Raw genomic sequence first — 24,621 nt, 5'->3', positions numbered from 1 at the left:
TATCCCCTCCACTAACGCTTTACTTATTTTCTACTTACATTGTATAGAATTTCTTTAAATAAAACGAGTAATATGGATCAGTAATTGTTATTTTTCACAATAACGTAGCGAATATATCAGAAAAAGTTCCACCCATCAAAAATCCTGTTGGGCGAAACTTTTTCATTTAGCTATTAAGGTGTTTGTTCTACTTGCCACAAAATTGTAGCTCTGTAGCCACCTGCTTGTAACACTTCCCCAGAAGGAACTTCTAATAATAAGCCAGACTCATTTCTATCCCACTCATTACTTACGTTATATTGTCCTTTGGTTGCATGCGTTCTTTCTGCTATTGATTGTGTCACATTTTCTGATAAGACAACCGTCTCTGTGTCACTTACCTTGTAACGAATAGCAGAAGGTAAAACTTTGCTTGGATCTTCTTGACTTGTCAGTGGTTTCTTCAACGTTGCCGTTAGATCCCATGCACCGCCATTTTTGCGATTATCCCAAACAATCAATGGTTTGTCATACTTTGCTTTTTCTACCTTTATAAACGGAATCCCTAGCGTTTTACGTCCAAAATTCAAAAAATTTGGTGATGACTGTACGAACAGCATCCCTTTGAATTGATATTGAACAGTACTTTCTTCACTTGTAACAGGAATTTCCGTTTCATTATCTGGTTTTTTGACTATTTGATAGTTCTTTGCCAGAATAGATTTCAAGACTTGTTGGACTTCTGTTTCTTCTGTTAAATCGATCGTTGTTCCGATAATCTTATCAAATGTAATTTTGTCGTGTAAAGAATCCCCTGTTTCATCCACAAATTCCACGTTCACTTTTTGATTGCTTTGAATATCAATCGTAATCGTTTTTTTAACTGTCTCTGTATCGCGGACAGCTTTTAGGGTTGCCTTGTATCTTCCTTGTTTAGGATTTAGCGGTAAGGTCGTTGATTCTACTGACAATACGATATCTTTACTTGACCCAGTCGCAACATCCCAAGCAACAACTTCAGATTTTTTTAGAATCAGTTTGTTGATTTCGCTTTCAGTCAGATTTTGAAATGCTTCTGGTCTGCTGTTGAAATCATTCGCTGCAATATAAAGACCTCTAGATGGCGGTGTTTCATCAATCACTTGAACGGGTATTTTAATTAACGTCGTTTTATCTGGTTGATTTTCATCTGTCATTCGCACCATCACACTAGTTAACCCAGCAATCGAAGTATCTGGCATTTCTCCTTCATATGCGTATGAAGCAGTATGTCCAGGTAAGATCACCGCATCTTGAATTACTTCAGAAGCTTTTTTATTAAATGCAGTTCCTTTTTTGATGATTTGTGGAATCGGTTTTGCTCCAAGGTTGTAAACGTTGATATTTACTGCATAATCTTGCGAAGGTAACCCATTATAAGGGCCCTCTGACTCATTGATTGCTAGTAACGACGTATCATAGTTTTTGATTGTACCGGGTTCGTCGTTTAACTGTTCCGGTAATGCTGTCCTTGGAATAATTAAGGGACTGTTGAATTCTTTTTGACTATTCGAGATAAAGGGCATTGTAACTTCAACACCTGTAGGATAGGTGACATAAACAGTTCCATGATCCGTTTCGGCAGGGATTTCGCTTAGTTTGTAACTCGTATTAAAATCATCTACATAATCTGGATAAATATTGAAGACTTCTGGATCAGCTTTTATTTGCATATAGGGAAGCTCATCACCAGCAAAAATCTCATAACCAGTCTTTAATGCTTCATCTGGTGCAATATCTTTCCAAGGTGCACCTAGTTGATAGGCTGAATCTACACCTGATGCAATAACTTGTCCTGCAGTGTAATTTTTACTTTCAGAACCTGTTCCCATAAAATCATTCCTGAAGTAATTATTCCCACTCGAAACACCAATGCTCGTGAAAGCACCCGCTATATACTTGGTATAATCAGACAGCCAATTTCCTCTGGAATCTTTTAATCGAATTGTGAATCTCTTTCCTGACGAAGGTTGTATATAAAAACCGCTATTATTTCCTAGTGCATAGATTGGTACCTTATCAGTATAATAATCTGTATCCACACTTTCCAGCATTGAAAAACTCTTTGTTGTATTAGAAAGATTATACATATTTAAGCGGATGGAAAAATTCAAATTTCGATTCAAAGAAAGATCAAACACATATAAAATCTGATTTCGTTCGTCCATTAGAATTTGCTTTAATTCATTTCCTTTTCGTAAAAAGTATTTATCGATGATTTTTGGTACAACTTCATCTCGCCCAATACCATAGTCTCTATGCCATGTATTTCCATATAAAACACTCTTATTTACACCTGGAATATCCGTTACTTTACTTTCACCACCCTTAAAAACATAGCCTATGAAATTATTATCCTGGATTATAAATCCCAGTTCATTTTTGTATTCTTTTACAGAAATTCCTCTCTCTGGAAAACCCATTTTAGATCTATTTAGAGGATTCTCAATGACGCCATCAGTAGAATTTAAAGGAATGTTTCTCCAATCATCTATCATATCACCACCAAATATCTGCTCAGGAAGTACCACAGCATTAAGCTTATAAGTTAATAACTGTTCACCTAATGTGATTGTAGTGGTTACTTCTTGGTTCCCTCTACTAGAGCTAACAATCGTTGATTTGGTGATTCGTGCGTCTAAATCTTGTCCTGTTGTTAGATCCCAAGCTTTTGGCAGGAATCTTTTATTGAGTAATTGAATGATTTGCGGAACAGTTTTTCCTTCGACTTCACTTGCTTTCAAAAGTGGAACATGCTTGAAACTCATCCCTGCTTTTGACTCTACAATAACTGTTTGATTATCTGACGTCACTGTAATAGGAACCGGAATAATTGTTGAGATATCTGTATCTCCCTTATCCGTCATTTTTATATAGCCCCAGTGAAATCCTGTTTTGCTCGTATCAAACTTATCGACTGGTTCAGTCGGATCGCCTGCTGAATTTTTGACCCATTCGTAGGTAGAACTGGTTGAATTTCCGTTATTTAAAGACTGATATTTTGAAAAAATAGAGGTAGCACTATTGCCCATTTTCATTTCTTCATTTTGAATCACCTTAAAATAATAAGGAGATTTCACATCTGCACCAAAAATCGTGATATTTCGTGTTGTCGTAGCTGATTTATCATCCAACTTTACTTTGATTGTTCCAGTATAAGAACCTACAGAATCATTGACCGCCGTTGTCTCAATGAATGATACAGGAACAGATGCACCTGTACGCATGTTCCAAGCACTTAAATGTGCTCGTGACTGAATCAACGCAATTAGTTCTTCTTTGCTTTTTCCTTTTGTTTCATTAGGATAAAGAAGTACTTTTACATCTGCTTTTACCATGACTTTGTTTGTTAAAAGGCCTGTAGTATCTGCGCTTGTCACATTGATTGGCACTTTGATGATCGTCGATACATTTGCGTCGGTTTTCTCGGTCATTTTTACATAAGCCCAGTGAAATCCGACAGTTGACGTATCGAACTTGTCTATTCCTTCACCATTTTCGTTAACAAATTGATACAGCGCATTTGTTGCAGTTGCACTATTGACTGTTTGAAATCCTACAAATAGATTAGTTGGATTTGTTCCTAAAGATAATGAAGCATTTTGCGCTATAGATACAAACGGTTGCGGATCAGCACCAAACACCGTAATATTTCGTTTTGTAGTAGCAGCTACGCCATCTAATTCTACTTTGATTGTACCTGTATAGGATCCTACAGAATCATTAAGTGTCGTGGTATCTGTAAACGATACAGGAACAGATGCACCTGTACTCATATTCCAAGCACTCAGATGTGATCGCGACTGAATCGTTGCAATTAGCTCTTCTTTGCTCTTCCCTTTTGTTTCATTTGGGTAAAGAAGTACTTTTGCATCTGCTTTTACCATCACTTTGTTTGTTAAAAGGGGCGTTGTATCTTTACTGGTCACATTGATTGGCACTTGGATGATCGTCGATACATTTGCATCGGTTTTCTCTGTCACCTTTACATAAGCCCAGTGAAATCCAACTGTTGTAGTATCGAATTTTTCCAATGGTTCACCATTTACATCAACAAATTGATAAAGTGCTTTCGTGGCTGATGTACTATTCACCGTTTGAAACTTTGTAAATAGGTTGGTTGGGCTTGTTCCCAAATCGAGCGTTGTATTTTGATCTACCGATACAAAGTCTCTTGGATTAGCACCAAACACTACCACATCTTTTTGAACAGACGCTTTTTGTTCACCTTCCCCAGTTCCGACAGTAATTTCAAAATCTGCCTCATACGTTCCGACAGAAGTTGCTGAAATAGTTGTTTTTGTAACATCAACAGGAACAGTACTGCCATCTTCCAATTTCCATGAGCGTACATTAGATTTTGTTTTTACTAACTGCTGTAACTGCTCTTCCGTCTTATTCGCAATTTCGTTTGGATACAAAATAATTTTACCATTCATGTTATCGACTTGAAGGGCAATTTGATTATCTAACAAAAAGGAAGTCCCTAAATCGGTAACCGTTACAGGTATAGGAACGCGAATACTCGTCAGATTATAATTTTCGGTAATCTCTACATAAATTGTCTGAAATCCTACTAGCTGACTGTTCGGATTAGTAGGTGTACCATCAGCATTCACATATTTATATAAAGCACCATATTCCGGCTGTGGAATGACTCTTTCTGAAAAAAGTTTTGCGAGACCTGCTTCGCTATTAAGATCTGGGAAGGCTTCATTTTGCTTCATAGTTAACACTTTCGGAGTAGCTTTCAGTCCTTCTTCATTTTCAACCGGATCTAGCGCTCTCGATGTGTAACTTTGTGGTGCGTTTTCTGTTGCTGTCTTTGAAGCACTTGTATCAGAATCTTTGTTGGTCGTCTGTTTTGTCTGTTTTGTCTCTTTTTTTACGCTGGTTTCAGGTTTAGCTAATATAGGATTCGTTGCGGTGAGCAAAACGATCACAGAAAGAATACTAAATACAGTTAGTCCGACGAGTGTCCAATGTAGTTTATTTTTAGTAGGATTCTTTTTTTTGTTTCCCATTTTCTTCTCCTTTCTTTATTATTTTTTATCGTCTATCAGATACGCTCTTATCACAACACCTCCTTTGTATCGCTATCATCTATTTAGTTCGACCACTCGAACCAGATCATTGATTGGGATATTAGAGGTGATACCGAAGAAGGGTGTCAGTGTTGATTTACTACTGTCTATTTTAAGTTGTTCCTTTTTCATGATTTTTTTTCCGAATAACGATCACTTCTTCGTTTCATTTTTACTTCGTTTAGGTTTTATCGTTTTATAACTCAAAATAAAGACAAATACACCCACACATAAAATCAAAACACACACTAAAAAAATCAGTTTATTGCTAGTTTTATTTTCGACTAATTGCCTATTAAGACCATTCGCTTCTAAAGAGTTGACCTTAAAATCTTCTGTCCAAGACCATTTACCACCATTTTTTGATACGACATCGATTTGAGCTGAATAATCTCCTGCAGTCATCCCTTTGTCCGCTAGATCAACTGGAAGATCGATCATTGAGTTTGGTGCCATTCTCATCCCTTTTTTTTGATACTCAAATAACACCTTTTGTTTATTAGCTTTTCTTACTTGAATGACTATCTCCATGCCTTCAACATAAACAGGACGGACATTGGAAATGTTGACGAAAAAATGGCTTTTGCTCTCTTTAAATGCTATGTATGTTTTATTTAGTTTTAACTCTGGTTTTATGCTATCAGTATTACCAACTCTTATTAACATCCCAACTAAAAAAGCAAATTCGTTTACTACGACATCTTTTTTACTTGGCTCTTTCGTTTTGCTATCTGCTACAGGCTGTAATTGAATGCCACCTGCTATCAATCCCTGAGGCGTATCTTTGGGTAACGAAATCGTTAAGTTGACTTGCTTACTGCCTTTAGACGGAATCACTACTTTTTTTGGCCCCTTGACGATGTTTATAAAATCATTTGTTAAAGACGTGTCTTCTTCTAAAACGTTTGGTCCATATTCAACCTTACCAACGCCATTGGTTTTTGCAGTATTTAACCGAACTTCTACTGTTAACTCTTCCGATAATGAATTGTATAATTTTAGGGATACTTTTTGTTCTTGTCCTGAGTTCATTTGAAGATCAAAGTAACCTAAGTTCTTGTTTTTTTGGTTTTCTGGATATAAAACTTCATACGATAATCCACCAATCAAATTCTCCGAATCTTGTTTAGCAAAACCTTTACTGGGATCAAAGAATAATGCTAGGTAAAACAGGACTAGTAATACGCAGGTAAGATGCTTTTTCATCTACTGATCCCTCTCTCTTTGTAAAAATAAAAATTTATTTCAAGTAGTATCTATTAATTCTGTGAACAACTTATAACAATAACTGTCAACCAACCTATTTACTTATTTATAGAAACACACAACCAAGCTATTTCTTAGTATGTGTTGTCAAGACTCCAGTTCACGCTACCTTTAAATGCTTTACCAGCAGCGCCTGTACCTGTAGTAACTGTTAATTTAGTATCAGTTAGTTTTGTAGCAAAACCGCCTTTAACAGCATCTGCTTTTGTTTTAGTAATAATGTTTGTTGCAGTTGTATTGCCAGCTTCTAATGTTACATTTTTAGTTACAACAATATTGTTAGGGTCAGCAAGAGCACCTAAGTTTCCTTCAATCGGATTTGGTAAGAAGTCATTTGTATCTGGATCAACTTCACCAATATCGTAAGATTGTGGATCGCCTAAAGTAAACGTTAATTTAGATGGCAATTCTGTAGCTGAGCTATCTTTAGAGACTAATTTAGACAATGTCGCACTAACTTTCCAAGCAGACGTTGTTGCAGCTCTTGTTTCTTCGCCGCCTTCACCGCCTTCACCGCCGCCAGCTTCAGTACCTTGTCTGTCGTCATTTACGACAACATATTGATCTCCAGCTACAGTATTGCTATATGTAGCAATATTCGCAGTTGCTGCTTGACGACCAAAATCAAACTTAGATGGTGTCCATACCAATGCTAAGTTATCTTTAAACGGTCCTTCACCTGGTTTACTTGGTCCGTCAGTATCAAAACGAATCCCCAAATCTGTTTGCTCACTTCCAACTTCTTCTGCATTCGCAGGTTTTGCAAAAATCAGCAATGCTGATGAAGCAAGTAATGTTGTAAATAGTATTTTTTTCAAAATTTAATCACCCTTCTTATTTAGCGTAAATAAAATTGGCGACAGTTACTGTTATAAATTGTTCACAGAAAAGTGCTACTCTTAAAATATCATCCGATCAGTTTTATTTGATCTTTTAGTAAAATGAATAGATAAATAATTAGCCCTAGACTTACGATAGACACAGCTAATAAACTAAAGTTAAAAGCTAAATCCAGTTTCTTTTTCCTTAGTTTTCTGACTAAAAAAACGTCTCTGGAAAGTGTTACTAGAAAAAATAATAACGATGCAGAGGCAATGCCTCCCAGTATATAAATCCACAAATAATCTTTCATCTTACACTCCTATACTTGTATGCTGTATACTTTACGCAAACTGATAACACCTAAAAATACAATCAAACACGCAACGCCCAACAATAATAGAATGAATGACGTCATCATTTGTCCTAAATGAGGTAACGCTCCATCGGTTGCTGGATAACCTGGTGGTTTTGTTTCATAGATCGGTGGTTCAGGTTTCTCAGGTTCTACCGACTGATTAAACGAAATACCTGTCTCAGTTTTGTCTTGATCTGCTAACGCTTGAGGTGTATGACTAAACAAGAGCCCAAACATGCACATCACAATAAACAAGGGCCAAATAAAGTAAGACTTTTTCATACTTATTCACCATCTTTTCTATTGATTTTTTTTCGATTTTTCTTTTGATTGCCTTTTTTTCTTCGTTTAGCGATTCTGACTTTTTTCCATTGATTCTCCCATTTTTTCCTTCTAAAAAGAGTCAGTAATACAATTAGAACGGTGATTACCAATAAGAAAATTGCGCTTGCCTTGATCCAAGTTGGTGTAATAATTTTAAAGGCACTTTCTTCGTTCATTTTTTTTGCCTGTTGGTTGGTGATCGTAAATTCCTTACTAAGCTGCCATTCTTGATAGTCATTTGATGCATCTAATTTTAAGGTATATGTACCTGACGGCAGATTAGCGATTCCCCAATCCATTTCAAAATCAAACGAACTGTTTGGAGCCATGCTGTAATTTTCTACGGATTTTCTTTTAACCACTTCAGCGGTGCCTTTTTTAGTCATTGTGCCCACGATACTTAAATTTTCTAATACTTTGGGTTCAGGATTTTGCAAGTTCGCTAGAACCATTTTTTTGCCACGCTTGATCGATGCTTTTGCTGATTTTAAATTCAACGTTTGAGCGTTGTTAAATTCGTCGCCAGAACCTGACGTAATCAATCCGACACGATAAGAAAATTCTGTTGAAACACCACTTTTCGCCTTTTCTCCTTGATCTAATGCAAAAACAATTGCGCCCATTTTGACACCATCATATTTTTCTTTTGGCGGTGTCAATTGGATTTTCACCGTCTTTTCCTCATAATTACCGACTGTGATGTCCGGAGTGACTACTTTGATCATTGAGGTCACAGGTTCTTTTAACGTTGAATCGTAGTAGCTTTTGTCATCGCTATATTCGATCGTGCCTCCATCCCCCGTAATTGCATTGATTCCATAGATCTTGATACGCACATTTTCTTTTTTCGTACTTTTGATTCTCACTTCTAATGTTTGAGTTTCTCCTGGTGTTGTTTTCACATAAAAATAGCTTTTATTGGGATCGATTTGTGTATTGGACTGAACCAATGTCACTGTATACCCTAGATTATTATCATCCTCCGCAGCCATTACTTGATCTGCAAAAAAAAATAATGAAAAAATACAGATAATGGTTATATATATCGCATTAATCTTTCTCATGAAAAAGGTTTCTCCTAACTACTCATATTTATTCTTATTGAATTGATTGAACAATAATTTCCGCATACCATTCATTTTTTTCATCACACTTTGTAACTGCTACTAAGTTATGACCTTTTCTAGTAAAGTAATCCGTCCAATGCGCTAAGAATCCTTTGATATATTCTTCTGCTGCTTCCCTTGTTTGAAATGGCCCTTCTACTTTAACTAATTCATTCTCTTCATACGTTTCATCTTTTTCTTCATATAGATAATTTGTAATGACATATATGATATAGACGATCGTCAAAGAAACGATGAACAATAGTAAGAATAGCGGCCAAATGATTGTCAGTAGTAACGTTACGGCACTGATTCCGGTAATTGCTAGAAATGCAATCATTGAATAAGTACTCTCTTTTTGTTTGATTACTTCGCGCTTGTTTTTTGTATAAAACATCAAGATTAGGAAAAGATTTAACGTCATCAGTAAAAAAGCGACAAATAAATATGTCAGTACATCACTTAAGTAATAATTTACTATGAATAATAGTTGAATAATAAACTTGGCATCTTTATCTACATAAAACACAGCTTCTTTATAGAATGCTGAAAAGAGGATAAAATTAGTGATCCATCCGATTAGAAGGAGGATTTGACCGAGGTAATAATTTCGATAGTTTCTATAATATTTTTTTTTGTCTTTCACACATTTAGCCTTCCATTTCTTTAAATAATCGCTCAGGTTGTTCGTCGCCTATATACTGATAATCAATACGTAAACCCCTTTAAATGCATAGTATTGACCTTTTCAAGGTCTTTCTTTAAAAATTGATTATTGTAAAACTTTTTCGCTTCTATTTTCCAACAAAAATCGTTCATTTTTTGAATAAGTAAGCAGATATCCCTTTGTTCGAATAATTTCAATTTCAAAGTAAGTCTGTTCTTTTAGTTTATTTCTGATATGAAAAATGAAATTTGCTACGCGATACTTTTCCAACGCTTCTCCTGTTGAAGAACCATAAATTGCCTTATTGATTTCATGATAAGTTACAACGTTCTCTATATTTTCGTATAACAGCTCAATAATTTTGAATTCTTTTCGGGTTAGTGCTATTATTTTGTCATGAACTACTAGGCTTAGCTTGGTTGAGTCTAAGAAATGATGCTCAGGTATTTTTTTCAATTCTGTCCTGTTTAATAAATGATTTTTATAATTGAGCGCATTTTTTATTTTGATTCCAAGATCCTCAAACCCTTTATCTGACTCAACAATTTCTATTACTGAATTTTTACTCAAGTGAGGATACAATTTTGTCAGTTCAGAATCTTCTCCTTCGTTCAAAATCCAAATGAACAAAGAATCTTTTTCCTGTAAATCAATCAACCACTGAAAAGCTTTAACATAGTCAGATGAATTCTCTAAATGAATCACCAAACCATCTAATGATCCTATTTGCTCTTTTTCTGTAATTTCAATTAATGAGTAACTTTGTTCATCGAGAGCCTCTTTCAGCAGTAAACCTATGTTATCGTTCTGTTTAGAATCGTCACCGTTATGTAATATACCAATTGTATTTTCCATATGACGCCCTCCTCTTCAAATTTTTCTGCCATTTATTTTCTTGTTATATTAACAAACGAGAAACATCATTATAATGCTATTCATACCACTACTTAGAACATTTCATGACGGCAAACTTGACGGCTTAGGTTTTCGTATAAGTCAAATAGCATTGAATTATCGAGTTAATCTAAAATTAATTAAAGAAAAAATATTTTAAAGGTACGTTAAATGAAACATAAAAAAAGCCTATCTACTTTCCAAACGTCATAATTTTTGAAAAGTAGACAGACTAGCTTATTAAATTAACGGCTTTTCTTTTTTCTGACATAAAAGAATTCACATAAACATCTAATGTCATTTTAGTAGAATGATGACCCAGCAAGGCACTGATTGTGGCTATATTTACTCCCTTCTCTAAGCAACGAGTAGCGAAACTATGTCTCAGTTGATGAAAACGAATATTTGTAAACCGAAACCTTTGACAGATTGTTTTCAACCACATTGAAATAAGGCGTGGTTCTGCTGGTTTATTTCCTCCTAATACAAAGGCACCATTCATTTCTTGCCTTTGCTTAATCAACAGATTCCTGACATTCTTAGAAAGTGGGATGGTCCGTTTAGACGCAATACTTTTCGGTGTCCCTTCGATAACTTGTGTTTTTTTGTTTACACCATTAATAATTTGAATTCTCTGAATCGTGCGTTGTACTGTCAAAATATCGGATGAAAAATCAATATCTTCCCACTTTAAACCTGCGATTTCACCGATCCTCATTCCTGTTTCTAAGGCTAAAATAATCGCAAGCCCCTTGGGATGTGTTGCAGCTTTTTCTTTTAGTTCCTTTTGTTCTTGAGCGCTAATTGCATTTATATTATTTGGTGTTTTTTTAGGCAAAACAACATATTTACAGGGATTATCTGGGATCAACTCTCTTTTTACTGCTCCAGTAAAACAAGACATTAAGACTTGATAAACGATTCGAACAGAATTAGAAGACAGATCATCCTCTATTTTTTTGATCCAGTCATTTAAACTAGCCGTTGTAATTGTTTGTAAAGGTCTGTCACCTAAAAAAGGAAGGATATGTTTGGTCATTTTGTTTGTATAACTGGCACATGTGCTAGGCTTCAATTGTCCTTGTATTTCCGTTAGCCAGCAACTTGCCCAATCATTTAGGGTACCTTGATAAGCAATTGTTTTAAAGGTATAGTTATGTGAATACAATGCTTTCATCGTTAGTAGTCTTTCTTTTAAATCAGTGTATGTTTTATTATATATATAGCCGTATATAGCACTTCCATCACTCTTTCTACTTTTTATGTATCTTCCTTCCCAGCGACCATCTTTTCGTTTATAAATATTTTCACCTTTTCTTACCATAAATCATTTCCCCCTTCTTTTAATTTTGACGGCGATTTGACGGCTAATAAGAATTATCGTATAACAGCCATTAAAAAATAAGATATAAATGCTAATACGATAATTAAAATAATAAAAAATACAAAAAAACAGTATTGACAAACCGAATAAAACAATATATTATCATCTGAGAGAGCTAAACAAAAACTTTAATTACTTAGTTTTCTCGTTTGTTAATATAACAAGAATAAAAAAAATAAAATAACGAATAAAAAATGATTTTTAAAACAAAAAAATAAGCTATTTCCAAAATTATATTTGAAGACTATTTGAAACTTTGATTTCAGAGGTCTTTTTTTGTAATTATGTGTATTTTCCAAACTTAATCAATTGATCATCTAAATGTACTAATGAGATGTCCTTGTATTACTCTTTTACACCTTTTATTAATACAAGTTCTAGGTACATTTTGTTTATATTACACTATATGATAGTGGGTTTATCATTGCTACAGAGTTTTCAAGATACAAAAGAAGATCAAATATTCTCTCTTTAACCTCCTTTTCATCTCTGATATTCGATTGAGTTACAGGTGCTTAGTGTTTTTAATAAGATTGTAGGATGTAATTTTTTCTTGAATACTTCTGAATACTGCGAATACTGCCTAATTTAATTTCATCAACTCTAAGCAGAGCTATACGAAAAACTTTTTCTTATTGCTGCTTTATTAACATTTCAATCCGCTAGCTCTAGACAGAGCTAGACGTAATGCAGACCATACTCCTATATTCATTTTCCATCAATTTCAATCCACTAGCTCTAAACAGAGCTAGACTAAAATAGACCAGCCACCAACCATAACAACACGAGATTTCAATCCACTAGCTCTAAACAGAGCTAGACCTCCATATTGCAAAATCAAATAAGGCTGAACTACTTATTTCAATCCACTAGCTCTAAACAGAGCTAGACATAGTAGCGACCCTGTTCTGAGGACGATAGAAATTTCAATCCACTAGCTCTAAACAGAGCTAGACGTTACCCACAAATGATGTCCAAATACTGCCTAGAATTTCAATCCACTAGCTCTAAACAGAGCTAGACCTAAAGTCTCAGCAGTCTCTTTTAATCCTTCTCGATTTCAATCCACTAGCTCTAAACAGAGCTAGACCGCGAAATTGATAAAAATACACGACATATTTTTACTATTTCAAAAAAAGAGACTCTTACTATTAAATTTTGGTGAGAAAAGAAGCTTTTCAGAGGTAAAAAACACCTGTTTTCTGGTGCGAATCTCCCGGTATTTTTATGTACACTTTAGGTCCGCACCAAATTACTTCTCCTAAAATATCAAAGGCGCTTCTACATCAAAACTTTTCTTTGCCCCTACATGCTCTACTTTATTTTGATAATTGTTCCCTAATCGATAAATACGTAAGCTATCTAATTCTTCGTCAATTAAATCAATCAGTTCTTTCTTCAGCTTAGTTAATTCAGTTGCATCAACAACACACTCAAAAACAGAATTTTGAACACGCTGTCCATAATCTTGGCACTTCTTTGCTACCTTCCTCAAACGACGAGTTCCATTCTTCGAACTTGTTGCAACATCATAAGTAATCAGCACTAACACACTTTTTCACCTACTTCCATAAAAAGGGCGGATAACCATCTAAATCATCTCTTAAAAATCGACTTAATAACAGAGCTTGAGTATAAGGAATTAATCCCCAATTGATTTTCTCACCTAAAAAGGGGTGCTGAATTTGCTCTTGTTTCTTTTCTTGCCATTTTTGAAAGAATCTTCGCCTACCATCATCAGTCAAAATCACTGCACCGCTTTCTTTTTTCACAAAATCCTTTTCTGTCACTATTCTTTTATTGATTAGAGTTAAGACAAAACGATCCGCATAGATTCCTCGTAGCTCTTCCATTAAATCTAAGGCTAAAGAAGCCCTTCCAGGACGATCTTGGTGCATAAATCCGACATAAGGATCAAGTCCAACAGTTTCCAATGCAGCAGCACATTCTTGCGCTAACAAAGTATAAGCCAAAGAAAGCATAGCATTTACATTATCCAAAGGCGGCCGACGATTTCTACCATAAAAACCAAAATCACTTTTTTGCTGTAAAATCATTTGGTCAAACAATAGAAAATAACGATTTGCGGCTTGTCCTTCGATTCCTCGTAGCGATTCTAAATCTCCAACTTGGCGAATCGCTTCAATGTATTTTTTTAATTCTCTGGAAATTTGTTTAAAACGCTCAACATCAATTCTCATCGGATTTTCTCTAGTCATTCGTTCCAACATCCAACGTTGATTGTACAATTTACCAATAATAAAATGACGGGCAATTTCCAAGCTCTCTGCTTCACTATCCGATAGACGATATTGCTTTTTCCGCAACGTGACATTTCCAGTTGTGCCACCAGTCACTCGACTGCCAAATTTACCAGAAGCCGTTAAAAAAGTTATGCCTATATTTTTTTCAGCACATTTGCGCATCAACGCTGGACTAGCACCTAAATAACCAGAAGTGATAATTGCTTCTATATTATGAAGCGGGACTCTATTTTTCTTTTCATCTATTTTGACCACAATATTCTCACCATCTAAAGCCATATATGCATCTGAGGATGTTATAAACAAGGTATTCAACAGCTTTTTCATTCACATAACCTCCGATCTAAATAGCCTTTGACTGTTTGAACATTCATTAATTTAGGTAAGCAAATATTTTGTAACGAACACTTTTTACAAAAATTACCAGTTTTAACTTTTGGTGTATAACGTCTTTGCCAGTATTGATGCATTTCCGTTATATTTTTTTGTAATTCTTCACGTAAAGCAGACGTGATTTCGATTTCTTCTCTACGTTTCGTTTCATGATAATAGAGATACCCTTTTGGCACTTCGCAAACGAGCATTTCTTCTAAACAAACTGCCTGTGCAGTTAATTGTAAGATATCACTTAATTCTTGTTTAGGCTTTCCATGTTTGTATTCAACAGGAATCGGTGAAAAAGTTCCTACTTCTCCGTTTAGAGGCACACCATTTGAATCTTGTACAAACTCCACCACATCACAGATTCCAGTAATTCCTAATGTTGGTGAATGGATCGGCAATGCGCGAACAATCAAGCGATTTTTGCGTTTTTCTCTAATTGTTGGCTGATCGGCTTTTTCATGTAAATATTGCCCTTCCAACGTTAAAACATTTTCTTGCCATTGCTGCTCAATATGAATCAAGGCCCATTGACGACGGCAAAACAGAAAATGCTGAATGCCTGAAATCATTAAATAATCTTGTTCATCGTACATATTATAGCCCTTCGATGACGTTTAGCTCTATTCCTTCTAGTGGTTCCACGGTTACTTTGTAATCGTCAAATGATTTTGCACGATCAACTTCAGGAATTTTTTCGATTTTTACAGAACGGTGAACTTTCGCAGATGATGCTTTGCCCATTTTACTTGGGTGTTCCCACCAGTAAACCTTTTCGACTGCCATACTGCCATCTGGACGAGCGGATGATGCATCGTTTTCGAAAAGAGTCGTTAGGGCTTCTTTGATTTTTTCTGCATCAGCTTCGGTAAAACCTGTTTTTTCGGCTAGTTGGACGTTGATACTGCCGTTGAAGACATAGATGCCAAAATCTACGAAATGTTTGGTTCCCATGGTGTCTGAGCCTTTTTTATCACCAGTAACAGAATTCACACTTTTTGTAATTTGCATCGTGTTGATGTCAATTGGATCTATACTCACAGCTGTTTGTATCGAAACCGGTCCACGAACACCAACAGACAAATCAGAGCCTTTAAAAGCAAATACTTGTCCAAAACTTCTAGTATCCATAAATGTTTTACAAGCGACTTCTGCGTAACGATCTGCATCTTTTTTCTTGTCTTTAATGATTGCTTCTAGTTCTTCGACTGCATCTGCTCGGTCTTTCAAACTTTTAAATCCATCATCTGCACGGTCATCAGACTGAACAAAAATATGTTCACCTAAGTCTTGCAGTCGATTACGAATTTTACGTTTGATTGCAACATCTGATATTTCACCAAAACCATCAAAATTTTGTCGTGGGCGATTCCCGTTTAATGGATCACCGTTTGGGTTGGCATTTGTTACTGAAACAATTACTTTAAAATCAATTTTATTTTCTAGTGTACTCATTGCTTATTCCTCCGTTTTATCTTTTTTATTTTCTAGTTCGTATTTCTGACTATAGTACCCTAATAGATACTTACCATTTAGATGTTCATCATTATACTGACTTATTTCAAATTTATTTCCTATTTCTTTCAATATATCTTGAAATTTTTTACCATTTCCCCACAATCTAGATTGATAAGGGATTAAATTTTGTTGAATAATTTTCCAAGTAGTTTCTGGATGCATACTAAAAGCGTTCATATAGCGAATTGCATTTGTTTGTCTACTTCCCAACTTCCCATTTGCTGCTAAGGCATCTTCCTCTAATTTATCTGCTACAGCTAACATTCTGCCAAATAAATAACTTCTGTCTGTCTCATTTTTATCTAACGCCACATTTCTTTCCCCCTTTTTGAAATTAAAGTGTTTATTCATTACCGCACACGCAATGCTCAACGTTTTTTGCCATTCCCAATTTTCCATACCAACTGGATTGGATGCCCGTTTTAATAAACTTTGAACAATATTTTTAGGAATCATTCGACCATCTATAACGCAAGGAAATAATTGTTCCACAGTGTTTTTAACTAAGGTTTCATTCCCTCTTGCACCGTAAACTGCTTCTGCAATATCTCTTAGCGCAGGTGCGCCCCAAAACGTATACCGCTGCTTATTCTTACTACCATAAGTATGCCGCCAAAAACACGTTTGATGCCACTGCTCAAAGCGTTTAAAATAGTCCACATGTTGAATTGAACGATAATATAAAATCCCCATCCGCCCAGGTGTTGCTGCATCTAAAATCATGATATAAATAGGTGCATCACGAGTTAAATCCTTTTGATACCCTCTCATTGCTTGTTGAAATAATTCTGCAAACTGTTGTGCTGTTGTGTCTGCAGTAACAACCTCGGTTTCTTCTGGAAATAAATTTGCAAATACATCCATACTCGATTCTTCTGGTGATGGAACAGCCAATTGCGTTTTACCCCAAACCAAAAATACACGCCCGTCTAAAATAAATCCTTGCTTACCAACCAACCATTTCAGCGCATTATGTGCTTTTTGTGAAGCCTCATAACTAATCATTGCTACTTGGTTTTTATCTGAAAATCTACCTCTAAATGTAAAATTTTGTAGATCATTTCCTGAAACAATTTTGGCCATGTCTCCGCCGTAGCGAACTTTTGATGGATGATTTTCAGTAATTGGCAATTGTTGCCCCGTCACATAATCTAACCCCGCTTCTGGAAGATTCTGACTATAGTACTGAACATAAGATTCAATCACAGATAAATCTTGCCACACTTCATCGGTTATTATTTCTGCATCATACACAGAAAAACGAACAAATGTTGAAAATTGATCGCCAGCAAGAACTGAAAAAATCTCTGGTTTTTCTCCAAATTCAACTTCCAATTCTTTTTTCCATTTTGGAATGAGTTGGTGATCTTTAGCAAGTAATACTCGTTCTTCAACCAGATCGCTGATTAATGTTCCTTTTTCTAAATAGGTGAAAATCGCTTGTACTTTTGGATGGGCTTCTGGAGACTGACACCACTCCCTAAGGTTTCCCATGTATGTTTCATACGAATTATTCCCTTTTTTGTAAATACCACCATAAGATTCAAAATCACCAGCTACATACTGCAAGCCATCATGTATCCCGTGCGGTGTCGGTTTACTTGTTCGTCCTGCGGATTCAATCGTTACCGGAATCACAGTTGGCGCATCTTCTTTAGGAATTACTTTCGCTTCATAAAATTCTCCTTGAGGTGTTACTCGAACTTCAATTTGGGCATTTTGATAAGCATGAGCAACTGGTAAAAGAACGATTTCTTTTCCCCATGATGTTCTAATCGGTTTTCCAACTAAGTCTTGATTTGCTTCGTAAGTTTGATATAGGTCATACAGCCAACTCATTCCTCCCCCTCCAATACTTCAGTTAATTGATCGACAGATTCGATTTTATTAAAAGTGAAAGGTTTCATCTGCATGCTTTTTAATGGTCTAATCAGTTCACATGTTTCAGGACGTAGAAAATGAATCACACCATTCTCCATAATCGGTTGCCATAACCGAACTGCTAATTCATCTTTTCCAGTTTCATCTGGATAGGATAATCCATGAACCATCGTTCCAAAATGAAGTTCCCCATAATGATCGTAAAAGCCTTCTGACTCACCGAAATCTACAGGTTCTACGTAGCCTTGGCATTCTCTAGTACCTAGGAAAATATCTCTTCGGCCTCCCGCTTTGATTGCTCGTTTTAAAATTTGAAAATGCTTATGTTCATTCCAATCTTGTTTTAAATCTGGTCGATATTGATTAAATTCAAAATGCACCTTCACTTCATAACACGGCTGTTTTAAATACGTGTAATAGGCTAAATCACTGGCGCTACTATCATTGTATTTCATAGGACGAATGCCTTTTGATTCCATTTGAATAGGATTAACAATCCGAACTTCGTCAACATAATACGTAATACTCGGCTTCCAATAAATCGACTCTGTGATTCCTTTTAATGCCTGATATGTGGGTACTTGATAGGTCATTTTTTCCCCACCCATTTTTGTGACAGGATCAGTGAATAACGCATACTCACCATAAACTTTGAAACTTACCTGATTTCTCACTACTCTTCCTCCATTCATTAAAAAATAAGTTCGTCACTTGCTGCTAAAGCTGTTGGATCAGTTCCAAATTCATTTGAATATGAATTTTCGGTCAAAGCAAAAATATTCCCATTATATAGAGGAAAAATAGCTCCGTTTTTGTTCAATTCTGTTATTTCATAGTCAAATAAATTCACCATGTATTGTTGTGCTTCTTTTATTAACGGTACAACCTCATTCGGGGATAATTCGCCATTCAAATCTTCGATGATTCTTGCTCCTTGGGCATTGTCTTTTTTATAAGGGACAAGAACGGATGTCGTAAAATCTTCGATTACTTCAAAATGATGACCTATTGTTTGAGGACTACTACCTAATACTAATCCCAATTTTTTCCGATGCTTGTCAAGATATTGTTGAGAAGCATTTTTTTGGTTCCCAAGCAAGGAAAATAACGTTAACGAACTTTTTTTGACGGGATACACAAGCTCATTTTCAATCTTTTCATGATTATAATAACGTTCAAAATAGCTAGTTTGTGCTTTAGCGGAAAGTAATTCTCCGTCATATAATCTTGGTTGCTCATTATTATCTTTTATCATTCGTTCTGTCACTTCTTTTCCCACCGAAATTTCTTTTAAACGGGAGAGTTTTTCAAGTTCTGATGAAACATTGACAAGATAAACTGCTTGTTTTCCAGCTTCTCCATTTCGATTACAACGACCTGCCGCTTGCGCCATTGAATCTAATCCTGCTGTAGAACGAATCACTGACTCAAAACTGATATCTACCCCTGCTTCAATCAGTTGTGTTGTGATGCATACTATTTTTTGATCTTTTTTAGTATTTTTAAGTTGCTTTCTTAATTCTTTTAGAATATCTTTTCGATGAACTGGACACATCGCTGTACTTAAATGAAAGATTTTTACATTACTAAGTGAACGTTCTTTTAATTCTTGATACATTTTCAGAACAGCTGATTTTGTATTTAATATCATTAACAAACTATTTTTTTCTTCCAAAATTTCCTGACCAAAATCAGCTAACTCGTTTAATGACCACGCGCCATTTTTCAGTTTTCCTACAAGATCTACACGCTTAAATGACTTCTCTATCTCCGATAAGTTTTGAATCATCTCACCATCTTTTTCAAGTTCTTTGGGTAATTTATCTAATGAAGGTTGTGTTGCGGTACACAAAACACTGGTTGTTTGTCCGTGATTTTTTAAATAGTTCAAAGATTCCGTAAACATATGAGTACATTTGATTGGAACGCCTTGTGCTTCATCAAAAATAATCACTGCATTTTGTAAATTATGAAATCGTCTTGGATTTCTAGTCCCACGACTATAAATAACGTTAAGAAACTGTACCATTGTTGTAAAAATGATTGGTGAATCCCAATTGTCTTTCATTAATTCCTGCGTTTGTTCTAATGACTCTGATTCATCTTCTTGATCTACTCTTTCTTCTGTAAATACATTGGAATGATGTTCTAGGATATGCTGGTCATCCTCTAGGATATTCCGCACGACTTGAGCATTCTGTTCAATAATTGTAGTGAACGGGACAACAAAAATAATTCGATCTTTGCTATGTTGAAGAGCATGGTTTAAAGCAAAACGTAAACTTGCTAACGTTTTACCTCCTCCAGTCGGGATCGACAGACTATAGATTCCCGTTGGTTGTCCAGCGAAACGCTTACATGTTTCAGACATTTCTGTTCGTAACTGATTGATAGCTGTTTTCGGTACGGATTTCTCCAATTCTTCGATATGCTTTTCTAAATGTTGCTGATAGTTTTTCAGTAAAGTGTGCGTATCTACTTCTACACTTTCTTCTTCTCGATGTGCTTCAAACAACATGGTGTTGGTTCGATCTGCATCAAGTAAACAGCTATAGACAAATTTTAGTAGAAAAAAGTAAGCGTGTTCCGTTTTTATGTTTTGATGAAATTGTTCGATTTCTTTACTCGCTACTCGTAAATCACTCTGAAATTCAGCTTCTGATTTTACCTCTTTAAAAAATCGTTCTTTCATTAAATCATACTCTGGAATTGTTTTTTCTACTACTCGTTCTAAATAAACAGAGCGCATATCGTCTGGTTTATAAAAATCTTGTAGCCCATTACTACTATGATGGGAGATAATCGCGTCGCCAATAATTTCAGCTAGGAATAATTGAAATGGATTCACTTCTTCTTGATGTAAATACTCAAACAGTAACTTACCGCCAGCTGTTGAATGATCCACACTACCTCGATTAACGCTGTTTGGGTCTTTTACAGCTTGTCTTAAATAATATTGAAATTCGTCAGAGTACTTGCCGAAATCATGAAGAAGACCAGCTAAATAGCAAGTCTTTTCTAAATTGAATTTTTTCCCCCAGTGACCACTTAGTTTTGCGCTATTTTTTAAATGATTTTTTAATAATTGCTCTTCTCCATCCAATTCCCTAATATGTGCTATAAACATACCAAAACTCCTTAATTGTCGTCTAAATGTCTTAAATGTATTATATCATTTCACAAAAAAATAGCGATATTTTTTTCAATATCACTTCTTGTTTTTTCTAACGATAATCTGCCAAACAACAATGCCAATAATTAAAATCACTAGGACATATCCTTCTATATACATTGTGACAACTCCTTTTAATTCTTCTTTTATGTATTTTGTTCTTTGTAAGAAAAATCCACTGTTCTATATCATTTTATCGTTTAAGAAAGAAATAGTCAACATCAATTTAACATATATCGACTAAAAGAATTTTTTACACAAATTTTTATGCTATAATATTCTGTAAACACTGATTAATTAATGTCGTAATCTATAGTAAATTTTAGAATGCGTGGATTGAAATTTTTAAGTATTATGTCTTTGTACGTAACTACAAGGAATAGCCTGGGATAACTACTATCCAGGCTTTTTTTGATTTATTTTTGTTAAATAACAGTAAGAAAAAATAACTCAGATATTTAATGTCTCTTCTAAATAAAAAACAATAAGCCATTGAGCTCATCTCTTTTATGCGATACATATCTACATCACAAAAGAAAGAGCGAGCATTTTAGCTTAATAAACAAAAAATAATCGACCACTCTAAAAAAAGTTTTGTTATTTTTCCTTATATATAAGGAGCAAAAATCGGGTGTTATTTAATCTCTTTCCACAAAAAAATTCGTTGTGAACAAGCCACTCTTTCTGTATAATAATATTCATAGGATAGAAATAACTAACATTAAAAATAAATAAATTGGCTCTTCGTGGTCTGGCGCCAACCAAACCAGAAGCCTTGTTTAAACAGTAGCACCTGTCAAACAACTTTGCCAATAGCGTAAGGATCGATCTATTTTTGTTGTACACGTCTATAGTGACGACACATTTTATAGTTTCTTTATCTTGCCTATTTGTAGACGATTACAGGTCACCTGTGGATCGTCTTTTTTTATTTCTATCCTACAAATTTGAGACGAAGAAGAACTTTCAGGGGAACAACGTTCATTTTATTCACCTTGTACTTTTCATCATCAGCTCTGTCTTATAGCCAGTCGCAGTCCTTCAATTCTTAGAGCTTTAGCTTTTAGAAATTGATGCGATCGAAGCGACAGCGTAGTGATTCAAAGCAAAAAAGGCACTTCATTGTTCGGCGCCAACCGTTCAATGAAGCCCTGAATAGAAAGTAGCACCTCTCTATCCAAGTTGCCCATTTACCAGTACCGTAGCACTAGCTTCTTTATTGTACCTAATTCTTGTAAGAATTTCTAGACACTTTTTGAATTTTTCTCTGGTTACACAAAGAAGTTCCCAACATACTGGCATAATTCAACAATAGAGACGGACAGCTTTCCCCTTTTTCTTTCGCTCTACATACAAAAATCAAACAAAGAGAAAAGGAGAATTACCATGAAAAATTCCGTCATCTGCATTAAAACTGTCCCGTATCAAGAGATTCTAAATCTTCGAGATTCACTGGAACGTTTAGAATCTTGGAAAGAACCATTGGAAGTTCTTGAAAAATATTTTACCAATCCAACAACACCAATCAATAAAAAACAGGTCGTTAAACAGTATTACGCTAGTGCCAAATTGTTTGAAACATTTAATAAAGAATTTAAGTTATTGATAGCAGAGTCGCAAAAACAATTGGCTATTATTACACAAAATCAAAATAGTTGATTAAAAAAATGAAAGGAATCATCTTTTGCGTATTTAGATAGTGTCAGGAACAAAAATATGATTGGACTATTTTAAGTCACATTAAAAATGGGAGGGATTATTTTGGATTTACTAAAAGCAACAAAACAAGGAGAGAGAATTGTTATTATCTTTCCAAAAAAATTAGCTATAAAAGAAAATCAAGAATTCTACTACTATAAAAATAAAGAAGAGATTATTTCATTTATTCCAAAATAGAACGTCTTTCTCGCGAAACAATTCATTAAAAATTTTAATAGGCGCTTGTTTTCAAGTAGTTTTTGTATAAAAGCGAAAGACCTAGAAATGAATACTATTTCTAAGCCTTTCGCTACTATTACTGATAAAGAGTTTTCCTATGCAAAATCACTGTGATAAAAATCGTTATTGTCTTGTTCTATCACAATAAACAACCTGTCCACTTATCATTAAATAAGCTCCTGCATCATTTCAGCATGAGAAATACTTTCGTCATTTATTTGATGCTTTTTCATCAGATTATTGTATGTTTCTAAATCAATCTGATTTTCTAAGCTTTCCAAAATTGTTGTCTTAGCAAGTTCAGATAAGGATATCTCTTTAGAGTTAGCCAGCCTTTGCATAAAATCTTTTTCATCGTTAGATAATCTAAATGACACTGTATTCATTCAGTTACCTCCTCTTCAAACATTCGTCTTACTGATTATCGTAATACATTTACATACATTTTTCAATTGTACTAAAACTACATTTTGGATTGTTCCGCTACTAATAAACACTTTACTTCTCAATCCCATAATCAATCTCAATAACCAAGTTGTCTCCATCTAAAAAATACTTGCCCGTACCTTGAATTCCTGAAAGTTCTTCCGTTCCAGTGTTCTCTTTTATCACTAATTCATTGTGCGGAAGTCCCTTTTCAAAAGTCCCTCGTTCTTCTAAGACAAACGTGCCTTTGCGACCTTTTAGCACCCCTTCAAAGAACAGATACCCTAAATAGGTCGCTTCTGATAGATGAGGGTTTTCTTGATTGTACTGCGAGTAATGCAATAAATAATCTGCTTTGAAACTGCCTGTGATTTCTTGTAAGGCTTTATACCAAGCAGAAGCTTTCGCCACTGGTTGTTCTGTTGGGATATCTGCCAATAATTCTTCCTCCCATGAAACAAGCTCAAAGGTACTTTTAGCCAACATGATCCTCACCAGCATTTCTTAGTTCTTGTTTGATCGCTTCATAGTAGCCTAACTTGTAAAAGTTATACCATTGTTCCACTTCTTTTTCAGACATTACTTGAAGTGCCAACAAAATTTCTCTTGCAAACTCTAAATGCCCGGTCCCATTGGCTGTAATCAGGTTGTTTGCCCTTATTGCTTGAACTTCTAAATAGTGATTCCCACCCGTATAACGCGCACCCGCATACTCTTGTAAGTCTTGTAATTGGTTACTTGTATGCTTGTCATCATTTAGGAACCCTAGACTTCCCAAATAAACAGTGGCATCACAAATGGCTGCGATCAAAGCACCTTGTTGTTCCGCTTTCGCTACTAAAGCATCGACTTCTTTTGCTTTATCCGTTCGCCAAGACTTTCCACCAATTAAAATCAGCGCAGCAAAATCTTTTTGACACGCCTCGGCAAACGTATAATCTGGTAATGTCGAAAAACCACCCATTGAATGAATCGCTTGTTTTTCATTTGAAACAGTTTTAACTGTGAACCCCTCTTGCTGATTCAAGACTGCTGCGATCGATGCTGCTTCCCAATCTGCATAATCTTCTAATAATACAAAAAACACTTCTGTCATGATTTATTCCTCCTTAATTTAAAAG

General features: G+C 35.2%; 21 protein-coding genes and 1 CRISPR repeat array. Of the genes, 2 read left to right on the top strand and 19 right to left on the bottom strand.

Annotation, left to right across the window (positions count from 1 at the left end; translation table 11 throughout):
• Positions 1-173: 173 nt before the first annotated feature.
• The 16 genes from AC4BB5_RS02805 to cas3 form a co-directional block, all read right to left on the bottom strand.
• On the bottom strand, positions 174-5,042 hold the full coding sequence (locus AC4BB5_RS02805; protein ID WP_490457903.1) for a MucBP domain-containing protein: 4,869 nt from the start codon (positions 5,040-5,042) through the stop codon (positions 174-176).
• 213 nt (positions 5,043-5,255) lie between these two features.
• A complete protein-coding gene (locus AC4BB5_RS02800) occupies positions 5,256-6,308 on the bottom strand; it encodes a WxLIP family cell surface protein (RefSeq protein ID WP_490457902.1) in 1,053 nt (350 codons plus the stop codon).
• A gap of 134 nt (positions 6,309-6,442) precedes the next feature.
• A complete protein-coding gene (locus AC4BB5_RS02795; RefSeq protein ID WP_490457901.1) occupies positions 6,443-7,186 on the bottom strand; it encodes a hypothetical protein in 744 nt (247 codons plus the stop codon).
• 89 nt (positions 7,187-7,275) lie between these two features.
• Positions 7,276-7,500, bottom strand: coding sequence for a hypothetical protein (locus AC4BB5_RS02790; protein WP_490457900.1), 225 nt, complete (start codon positions 7,498-7,500; stop codon positions 7,276-7,278).
• A 9-nt stretch (positions 7,501-7,509) separates the two neighbouring features.
• Positions 7,510-7,827: a hypothetical protein gene (locus AC4BB5_RS02785; RefSeq protein WP_490457899.1), complete on the bottom strand. Its 318-nt coding sequence runs from the start codon at positions 7,825-7,827 to the stop codon at positions 7,510-7,512.
• Between the two features lie 2 nt (positions 7,828-7,829).
• Positions 7,830-8,933, bottom strand: a complete 1,104-nt coding sequence (locus AC4BB5_RS02780) for a WxLIP family cell surface protein (protein ID WP_490457898.1) — start codon at positions 8,931-8,933, stop codon at positions 7,830-7,832.
• A 34-nt stretch (positions 8,934-8,967) separates the two neighbouring features.
• Positions 8,968-9,621, bottom strand: a complete 654-nt coding sequence (locus AC4BB5_RS02775) for a hypothetical protein (RefSeq protein ID WP_490457897.1) — start codon at positions 9,619-9,621, stop codon at positions 8,968-8,970.
• A gap of 126 nt (positions 9,622-9,747) precedes the next feature.
• Positions 9,748-10,497, bottom strand: coding sequence for a helix-turn-helix domain-containing protein (locus tag AC4BB5_RS02770; RefSeq protein WP_490457896.1), 750 nt, complete (start codon positions 10,495-10,497; stop codon positions 9,748-9,750).
• A gap of 271 nt (positions 10,498-10,768) precedes the next feature.
• Positions 10,769-11,860 (bottom strand): tyrosine-type recombinase/integrase, encoded by a 1,092-nt coding sequence (locus AC4BB5_RS02765; RefSeq protein ID WP_490457895.1) that lies wholly within the window; start codon positions 11,858-11,860, stop codon positions 10,769-10,771.
• Between the two features lie 711 nt (positions 11,861-12,571).
• A CRISPR array of direct repeats spans positions 12,572-13,010; the repeat unit is 33 nt; unit sequence ATTTCAATCCACTAGCTCTAAACAGAGCTAGAC.
• Positions 13,011-13,181: 171 nt separating this feature from the next.
• Complete coding sequence (gene cas2, locus AC4BB5_RS02760; protein WP_490457894.1) at positions 13,182-13,472, bottom strand: CRISPR-associated endonuclease Cas2; 291 nt, start codon at positions 13,470-13,472, stop codon at positions 13,182-13,184.
• Positions 13,473-13,482: 10 nt separating this feature from the next.
• Positions 13,483-14,511: a type I-C CRISPR-associated endonuclease Cas1c gene (cas1c, locus tag AC4BB5_RS02755; protein ID WP_490457893.1), complete on the bottom strand. Its 1,029-nt coding sequence runs from the start codon at positions 14,509-14,511 to the stop codon at positions 13,483-13,485.
• Positions 14,508-15,161 (bottom strand): CRISPR-associated protein Cas4, encoded by a 654-nt coding sequence (gene cas4, locus AC4BB5_RS02750; protein WP_490457892.1) that lies wholly within the window; start codon positions 15,159-15,161, stop codon positions 14,508-14,510. Before cas4 ends, cas1c begins: the two co-directional genes overlap by 4 nt.
• A gap of 1 nt (position 15,162) precedes the next feature.
• A complete protein-coding gene (gene cas7c / locus AC4BB5_RS02745; protein WP_490457891.1) occupies positions 15,163-16,020 on the bottom strand; it encodes a type I-C CRISPR-associated protein Cas7/Csd2 in 858 nt (285 codons plus the stop codon).
• 3 nt (positions 16,021-16,023) lie between these two features.
• Positions 16,024-17,922 (bottom strand): type I-C CRISPR-associated protein Cas8c/Csd1, encoded by a 1,899-nt coding sequence (cas8c, locus tag AC4BB5_RS02740; RefSeq protein WP_490457890.1) that lies wholly within the window; start codon positions 17,920-17,922, stop codon positions 16,024-16,026.
• Complete coding sequence (gene cas5c / locus AC4BB5_RS02735; protein ID WP_490457889.1) at positions 17,919-18,638, bottom strand: type I-C CRISPR-associated protein Cas5c; 720 nt, start codon at positions 18,636-18,638, stop codon at positions 17,919-17,921. The genes cas8c and cas5c overlap by 4 nt, the downstream gene beginning before the upstream one ends.
• Before the next feature lie 17 nt (positions 18,639-18,655).
• Positions 18,656-21,091 (bottom strand): CRISPR-associated helicase Cas3', encoded by a 2,436-nt coding sequence (gene cas3 / locus AC4BB5_RS02730; RefSeq protein ID WP_490457888.1) that lies wholly within the window; start codon positions 21,089-21,091, stop codon positions 18,656-18,658.
• 1,431 nt (positions 21,092-22,522) lie between these two features.
• Here cas3 and AC4BB5_RS02725 point away from each other — a divergent pair.
• The gene (locus AC4BB5_RS02725) at positions 22,523-22,795 is read left to right on the top strand and encodes a hypothetical protein (protein ID WP_010761588.1); all 273 of its coding nucleotides are present in this window, start codon (positions 22,523-22,525) and stop codon (positions 22,793-22,795) included.
• 102 nt (positions 22,796-22,897) lie between these two features.
• On the top strand, positions 22,898-23,032 hold the full coding sequence (locus AC4BB5_RS02720; RefSeq protein ID WP_010761589.1) for a hypothetical protein: 135 nt from the start codon (positions 22,898-22,900) through the stop codon (positions 23,030-23,032).
• Between the two features lie 209 nt (positions 23,033-23,241).
• On the opposite strand, the gene relB is transcribed toward AC4BB5_RS02720, so the two are convergent.
• From relB to AC4BB5_RS02705, 3 genes are all read right to left on the bottom strand, one after another.
• Complete coding sequence (gene relB / locus AC4BB5_RS02715) at positions 23,242-23,460, bottom strand: type II toxin-antitoxin system RelB family antitoxin (RefSeq protein WP_010761590.1); 219 nt, start codon at positions 23,458-23,460, stop codon at positions 23,242-23,244.
• 112 nt (positions 23,461-23,572) lie between these two features.
• The gene (locus tag AC4BB5_RS02710; RefSeq protein ID WP_244875454.1) at positions 23,573-23,938 is read right to left on the bottom strand and encodes a DUF3224 domain-containing protein; all 366 of its coding nucleotides are present in this window, start codon (positions 23,936-23,938) and stop codon (positions 23,573-23,575) included.
• Positions 23,939-23,975: 37 nt separating this feature from the next.
• On the bottom strand, positions 23,976-24,596 hold the full coding sequence (locus AC4BB5_RS02705) for a DJ-1/PfpI family protein (protein WP_490457887.1): 621 nt from the start codon (positions 24,594-24,596) through the stop codon (positions 23,976-23,978).
• Between the last annotated feature and the right edge of the window lie 25 nt (positions 24,597-24,621).

Source organism: Enterococcus sp. AMC1252, assembly GCF_058216515.1.
Note: the sequence above shows the minus strand (reverse complement) of the source record. Positions and strands in the feature narration are given on the sequence as shown.